Origin of the sequence: Vogesella sp. EB (genome assembly GCF_001037925.1) — a bacterium.
Lineage (GTDB): Bacteria > Pseudomonadota > Gammaproteobacteria > Burkholderiales > Chromobacteriaceae > Vogesella > Vogesella indigofera.
On record NZ_LFDT01000002.1, the window covers coordinates 285595 to 292670 of the forward strand.

5 protein-coding genes and 1 pseudogene are annotated in these 7076 nt (G+C 64.6%); 4 read left to right on the top strand and 2 right to left on the bottom strand.

What is annotated here, in order from left to right:
* The first annotated feature begins 45 nt into the window (after positions 1–45).
* Genes serB through ACG97_RS16835 form a run of 3 tightly spaced genes read left to right on the top strand, consistent with a single transcriptional unit; the run spans position 46 to position 3289 of the window.
* Positions 46–894, top strand: coding sequence for a phosphoserine phosphatase SerB (gene serB / locus ACG97_RS02820; protein WP_047965776.1), 849 nt, complete (start codon positions 46–48; stop codon positions 892–894).
* 17 nt (positions 895–911) lie between these two features.
* The gene (locus ACG97_RS02825) at positions 912–1424 is read left to right on the top strand and encodes a PilZ domain-containing protein (protein ID WP_047965777.1); all 513 of its coding nucleotides are present in this window, start codon (positions 912–914) and stop codon (positions 1422–1424) included.
* Complete coding sequence (locus ACG97_RS16835) at positions 1421–3289, top strand: sensor domain-containing diguanylate cyclase (protein WP_053068040.1); 1869 nt, start codon at positions 1421–1423, stop codon at positions 3287–3289. Before ACG97_RS02825 ends, ACG97_RS16835 begins: the two co-directional genes overlap by 4 nt.
* 46 nt (positions 3290–3335) lie before the next feature.
* Here ACG97_RS16835 and mpl read toward each other — a convergent pair whose 3' ends face one another.
* Together mpl and ACG97_RS02840 are read right to left on the bottom strand one after the other, a co-directional pair.
* On the bottom strand, positions 3336–4715 hold the full coding sequence (gene mpl, locus ACG97_RS02835) for a UDP-N-acetylmuramate:L-alanyl-gamma-D-glutamyl-meso-diaminopimelate ligase (RefSeq protein ID WP_047965821.1): 1380 nt from the start codon (positions 4713–4715) through the stop codon (positions 3336–3338).
* A gap of 94 nt (positions 4716–4809) precedes the next feature.
* Positions 4810–6204, bottom strand: coding sequence for a sodium:proton antiporter (locus tag ACG97_RS02840; protein WP_156167888.1), 1395 nt, complete (start codon positions 6202–6204; stop codon positions 4810–4812).
* A gap of 375 nt (positions 6205–6579) precedes the next feature.
* Here ACG97_RS02840 and ACG97_RS17475 point away from each other — a divergent pair.
* Positions 6580–7067 (top strand): annotated as a pseudogene (locus ACG97_RS17475) (transposase); the annotation flags it as partial.
* Between the last annotated feature and the right edge of the window lie 9 nt (positions 7068–7076).

Sequence of the window (7076 nt, forward strand, 5' to 3'; positions counted from 1 at the left end):
ATGGCATAATCGTCGGCACTGTTCACTCTCGACCCCTGCCCACGCATGAGCACGCCACAGACCCTGGTATTACAAGCCCCCACCCTCGACCAAGCCCGCATCACCGAACTGGCCGCCCTGTCCGGCGCCAGCGACAGCCGCAGCGTTGCGGCCAACGTGGTGCGTCTCGACGGTGTCGATCCCACCCGCCGCGAGCTGGTGCTGGCGCGCGCCGAGCGCCTGAGCGTGGATGCCAACTATGTCGACAGCGCGCGCCGCTTTGCCGATTTCGGGCTGCTGGTATCGGACATGGATTCGACGCTGATCACCATCGAGTGCATCGACGAGATCGCCGACATGCAGGGGCTGAAACCGCAAGTGGCGGCCATTACCGAGCGCTCGATGCGCGGCGAGCTGGACTTTACCGAATCGCTGAAAGCGCGCGTCGCGCTGCTGGCCGGCCTGCCGGAAGCGGCACTGGCCAGCGTCTACGATGAGCGCCTGCAGCTGATGGCCGGCGCCCGCGAGCTGCTGGCTGCCTGTCGTGAGCACGGCATGAAATTCATGCTGGTTTCCGGCGGCTTCACCTACTTCACCGAACGGCTGAAGGCGGAGCTGAATCTCGACTACTGTCACGCCAACCAGCTGGAAATCGTCGACGGCAAGCTCACCGGCCGCGTCATCGGCGACATCGTCGACGGCGCCGCCAAGCGCCGCCTGCTGATCGCGCAGCGCGAGGCACTGGGCCTGCGCGCCGAGCAGGTGATCGCCATGGGCGACGGTGCCAACGACCTGCTGATGCTGGCCGAGGCCGGCGTCGGCGTCGCCACCCACGCCAAGCCGGTGGTGCGCGCCCAGGCCCGCTTTACCCTCAACCATGTCGGACTGGATGGCATCCGCCACCTGTTCCTGTAGCCTGCGGCCAACCTTGTATGCCACTGCCCGAACTGGACACCGTCTCCTTTGACAGCTGTTTTCCGCTGCGCTTTCACCCGGCGCCGGACGAAGCCACCCGTCACGCAGCGCAGCTGGAAACCGGCCTGGCGCTGGCGGTGCTCGCCGCGCCGCTGGACCAGGACAGTGACGGCAGCCCGTTGCTGCAACGCTTGGAAGCCAAGCTTGACTTCGTGCTGGAGCTGGGCCTGCTGGCTCGCTATCCGCAACTGCCGCCAGCGCGCCCCTGCCGCATCGGGCTGGAGGCGGTGGTGTGGCAGGACGAGCTGGCCGCCAGCCCCGGCGACAGTGGCCTGCTGCAGCTGCATCCGCACGCGCCGTCCGGCTGCCCGCTGTATCTGTTTGTGACCATCGAAGCCAGCCAGACCCGCCCTGACGGCTACCAGCATCTGGCGCGGCTGCAGCCGCTGCGCCACGACAACGACACCCGCCGCTGGGAGCGCTGGGTGTTCCAGCAGCATCGCCAGCACATCGGCAAGGGCAAGGCATGACGCCGACCCTGCCGCCGGAACAGCAAGCGCCGGAAGCGCAACGCGCCCGCCGTCTGCTGCGCCTGTCGTGGGTACTGGCCCTGCTGGTACTGGCGGTGATGTGGGGCGGCGTGATCGAGGGCCTGCGCCAGCGCCAGTCGCTGCTCAGCGCTCAGCAACAGACGCAGCAGGCAGAATGGCTGCGCCTGTCCAGCGCGGCGGTGGATGACCGGCTGCGCAACCTGTACAAGGAACTGCAGCTGTTCGCCAATGACCAGCCCAGCCTGGCACGCGACGCCACCCAGCTGTTCCCGCTGCAGGGCGGCAGCCTGTGGCTGGTGGACGCCAGCCAGCAACAGCAGCTGCGCGGACAGCAGCAGGCGCTGAGCGCAGCGGCCGCGCTGCAAGTGCGGCAATGGCTGCAAAGCCCGGCGGTGCACCCGGCGCTGACCGTGCTGCCGCTGCCGGTGATCGACAAACGCCCCGGCAACAGCGAGCTGCTGCAAGTGGTGCTGCCCTTGTGCGAGCTGGAGCGCTGTCACAGCGCACTCACCGGCTTCCTGCGCATCAGCCAGCTGCTGGACCCGGAACAGCTGGTGGATCACCCCGCCTATGCCGTGCTCGACATCAACGGCAGCGTGCTGGCCAGCAATGGCAGCATGGATTTCAACGGCGACAACCTGACCCAGGTCGCCACCACCCGCCTGGGCCAGGTGCCGCTGCTGCTGGCGGCCAACTACCGCAGCAGCCAGATCATCCGCAGCTTCAACCTGTTCGCGCTGAGCCTGCTCGGTGTCGCGCTGGTGCTCAGTTGCTTGCTACTGCTGATGATGTGGCGCATCAGCCAGATCCTGCTGCATGTCGAGCACAGCAGCAGCCAGTTCAACCATGCGCAGCAGCTGCTGGCGCTGACCAACAGCAGCTTGCGCGAAAAGATGCGCACCCTGATCGACGAGCAGCGCGACCAGCAGACGCTGATCGAAACGGTGCAGGTCGGCGTGCTGATCGTCGACGCCAGCGAGCTGTCCATCCTCACCAGCAACGATGCCGCCGCACGCATGCTGGGCATGTCGCGGCAGATGCTGCAGCGGCAGACGCTGCCGGCACTGTTCCACAATCCGCAGCGCTGCGAGGAGCTGCTGGCGGTGCTGCAGGAACAGCAGATCGTCACCGACCGCGAGGCGCAGCTCAACAACCACAACCACAAGGTCTGCTGGAGCATGACCTCGATGCGTTACCTGCAATTCCGCGAACGCCACGCCATCGCCGTCAGCCTGATCGACATCACCGAGCGCATCGCCCACGCCCAGCGGCTGCAGGACGAGAAACAGGCCACCGAACGCGCGCTGGCGCAGCTGCAGGCCACCCAGCACGAGCTGTACCAGCGCGCCACGCTGGACGACCTCACCGGGCTGGCCAATCGCCGCCACTTCCTGTCCTTCGCCGGCAAGGCGCTGGAACGCGCGCGGCTGGCCGACGACACCGTCGCCGTGGCGCTGATCGACCTCGACCACTTCAAGAACATCAATGACCGCTACGGCCACGCCGCCGGCGATGCCGCGCTGCAACACTTCGCCAGCAACCTGCGCGCGGCACTGCCGGACAGCGCGATGGCCGGGCGCATGGGGGGCGAGGAGTTTGCGTTACTGCTGCCGGATACCTCGCTGGGCGAGGCACACGCCATCGTCGACGTGCTGCGCAACGGCATCGCCGCGCAGTCGTTCCACACCGACGGCCAGCAGCTGCAGCTGACCTTCTCCGCCGGCGTCGCCGCCAGCCGCAACGGCCACGCGCACGACCTGTCCGAGCTGCTGAAGCTGGCCGACAAGGCGCTGTATCGCGCCAAGGCCAACGGCCGCAATTGCGTGGAAAGCAGCGCACCATAAAAAAACGCCAGACCGCAGTCTGGCGTTATTGCACCGGCAAGGTGTCTTAGCCGGCCAGTGCGCTCAGCAGCTTGCCGTGGATGCCGCCGAAGCCGCCGTTGCTCATCACCAGTACCTGGTCACCGTCGCGCGCCTCGGCCACGATGGCGGCCACCAGCGCGTCGATGTCGTCAAAGCACTGCGCCTTGCTGCCCAGTGGCGCCATCGCCTCGGCCACGCTCCAGCCCAGGTTGGCCGCACCAAAGCAGAACACCACGTCGCCATCGGCCAGCGACTCGGGCAGCGCCGCCTTCATGGTGCCCAGCTTCATGGTATTGGAGCGCGGCTCCAGCACCGCCAGGATGCGCGTAGTGCGGCCAACCTTGTGGCGCAGTCCGGCAATGGTGGTGGTGATGGCGGTGGGATGGTGGGCGAAGTCGTCGTACACGGTCACGCCGCGCACGGTGCCCTTCACTTCCATGCGCCGCTTCACGCTCTTGAAACGCGACAGTGCATCAATGGCCAGCGCCGGCGTGACGCCGACATGACGTGCGGCGGCAATGGCCGCTACCGCATTCAGCCGATTATGCTCACCCGGCACGTCCCACTGCACGCGGCCAAGTAGCTCGCCGTTCAGCAGCACGTCGAAGCTGCCGTCGGCAGCCGCCGCGCCGGCCTGCCAGCCGGCATCGCTGCCGAACTGCTCTACCGGCGTCCAGCAGCCACGTTCCAGCACGCGCGCCAGGCTGGCCTCGCGGCCGTTGCTCACCACCAAGCCGTTGCCCGGCACGGTGCGCACCAGGTGGTGGAACTGGGTCTCGATCGCGGCCAGATCAGCAAAGATGTCGGCGTGGTCGAATTCCAGGTTGTTCAGCACCGCGGTACGCGGGTGGTAGTGCACGAATTTGCTGCGCTTGTCGAAGAAGGCGGTGTCGTACTCGTCAGCCTCGATCACGAAGAACGGGCTGGTACTGGCCGCGTCTTGGCGCGGCGCACCCGGCAATCGCGCGGAGATGCCGAAGTTTTCCGGGATGCCGCCGATCAGGAAGCCCGGCTCCAGGCCGGCATCCTGCAGGATCCACGCCAGCATCGAGGTGGTGGTGGTCTTGCCGTGGGTACCGGCCACCGCCAGCACCCATTTGTCGTGCAGCACGTTCTCGGCCAGCCACTGCGGGCCGGAGATGTACGGCAGGCCGCGATTCATGATCTCTTCCATCAGCGGCTTGCCGCGCGTCACCACGTTGCCGATCACGAACACGTCGGCACCGATGTCGGCCTGCTCGGCACCAAAGCCCTGCAGCAGCTCGATGCCCATGGCCTGCAGCTGGGTGCTCATCGGCGGGTAGACGTTGGCGTCGCAGCCGGTAACCTTGTGGCCGGCGGCCTTGGCGATGGCGGCGATACCGCCCATAAAGGTGCCGCAGATACCGAGGATATGGATGTGCATGACAGAATCGCGAAAACGGAAAAACAGCAAGGATACCGGATTTCAAGCAAAAAAGGCTGCCACAGCGGGCAGCCCGGATGCCGTGCGCGACGGTTTACAGCACGATCAGCGTCAGCAGCAGGAACAGCGGCAACAGGATGCCGAACGACCAGGCCATGTAGCCGAAGAAGCTGGGCATCACGATGCCGCGCTGCTGGGCGATGGCCTTGACCATGAAGTTGGGCGCGTTGCCGATATAGGTGCACGCCCCCATGAACACCGCCCCCATCGAGATTGCCAGCAGCGTCGGCGCCAACGGCCCCATCAGCGTTGCCGCATCGCCCGATGCCAGATTGAAGAACACCAGATAGGTCGGCGCATTGTCGAGAAAACTGGACAGCACACCGGTCAGCCAGAAGTACATCACATTGTCCGGGGTGCCTTGCGGCGTGGTCACCAGCTGCACCAGGGCGGCCAGCGCCCCCTGCTCGCCAGCCTGCAGTACCGCCAGCACCGGGCCGATGGTAATGAAGATGCCGGCGAACAGCTTGCCCACCTCCAGCATCGGATCCCAGTTGAATTCATTGCCTGCGCGTATGGCTTTCGGCGTCAGCCACAGCGACAGCGCGGCAATCGCCAGCAGCAGCAGGTCGCGCACCAGGTTCTGCAGCGCCACCGGCGTGCCCAGCACATCGAAGACCACGCCCGGCTTCCAGATGCCGGACAGCAGCACCGCGGCAATCACCACACCCAGCAGCGGCAGGTTCTGCAAGCCGCTGATGCGGACCGGCGAGTCCGGCGTCCGGTCACGTGGCAACACGCCTTCTTTCCGGAACAGATAGCTGTCGATCGCATAGAAAATCAGCAGTAACGCCACCGCCATCAGCAGCACCGGCAGTGCCATTGCTTGCAGGGTCCAGCCGAAATCGACCCCCTTCAGAAAACCGAGGAACAGTGGCGGATCGCCCAGCGGCGTCAGGCCACCGCCAATGTTCGCCACCAGGAAAATGAAAAACACCACCACATGGACATTGTGGCGGCGGTTGTCGTTGGCCTTGATCAACGGCCGGATCAGCAGCATCGCCGCCCCGGTGGTTCCCATGATCGATGCCAGCACCGTACCCAGCGCCAGCAGGCCGGTATTCAGCGCCGGCGAGCCGTGCAGATTGCCGGCCACCAGAATGCCACCGGACACCGTGTACAGTGCAAACAGCAGCACGACGAAGGGGATGAACTCGGCCAGCATGGCATGCACCACCAGCCCGCTGGCAGTGGCGCCACCAAAGCTCAGCGTGAAGGGCAACAGGAACAGCACGGTCCAGCCGGCGGTGATCTTGCCAAAGTGATGGTGCCAGAACTCCGGCGCCACAATCGGAAACAAGGCAATCGACAGCAGAATGCCGGCGAAGGGAACGCCCCACAGCAGGCTCAGGCTGGCGCCATCCAGCGCTGCCGCATGGGCCAGTAACGGCGTACTGCACAGCAGCAACAAGACGATCAGACGGGGCATTTTTTCTCCTCTTGGCAGACAACACTAAACCAGACAGGCACTGACCACTCCACGCCGTATCGTGCAGGAAACCGCTAGTGTTGACTTTAGTTATTCGAAGCAAGCTCGGTAGACTAGTTTTTCACAAAAAGATTCAACCGATTGACGGTTTCAAGACAACTAATGACATAGGGTTCGAATTGGATCGTGTTAGCCGAACAACGGCGACACAACTCGGCAAGACGATTCGATGGGAGTCGGAAGGCTGCGACGTCCCCCCCGTATTGAGTAGCACGTGACTTTAGAGTCCAATCCACCATGACAAGGAGTTTGGACATGAGGAAATGATTCACCGAAGAACAGATCATCGGCTTCCTGCGCGAAGCAGAAGCCGGCATGCCCATTGCCGAGCTGTGCCGCAAGCACGCCTTCTCGGAAGCCAGTTACTACCTCTGGCGCAGCAAGTTTGGCGGCATGAATGTCTCGGATGCCAAGCGCCTCAAAGAGCTGGAGACCGAGAATGCGCGCCTGAAGAAACTCCTGGCCGAGACGATGCTTGATAACGAGATTGCCAAAGAGGCGCTGCGAAAAAAGTGATGAGCGTACCGTCGCGGCGGGAGCTGGTGCGCCACCTGCTGGACAAAGGGCTCAGCGAGCGTCGATCGCTGCGTCTGGCAGGCATCAGCCTCAGTTCATTCCGTTACCAGCCCGCCACCGACCGCAATGCCGTCTTGAAAGCGCAGATCATCGCGCTCGCGCAACGTCACCGACGCTACGGCACCGGCATGATTTACCTGAAGCTGCGGCAGCAAGGCATGCAGGTCAATCACAAGCGGGTGGATCGGCTCTATGCCGAGGCGGGTCTGCAAATTCGCAGGTGGAAGTGATCTGCT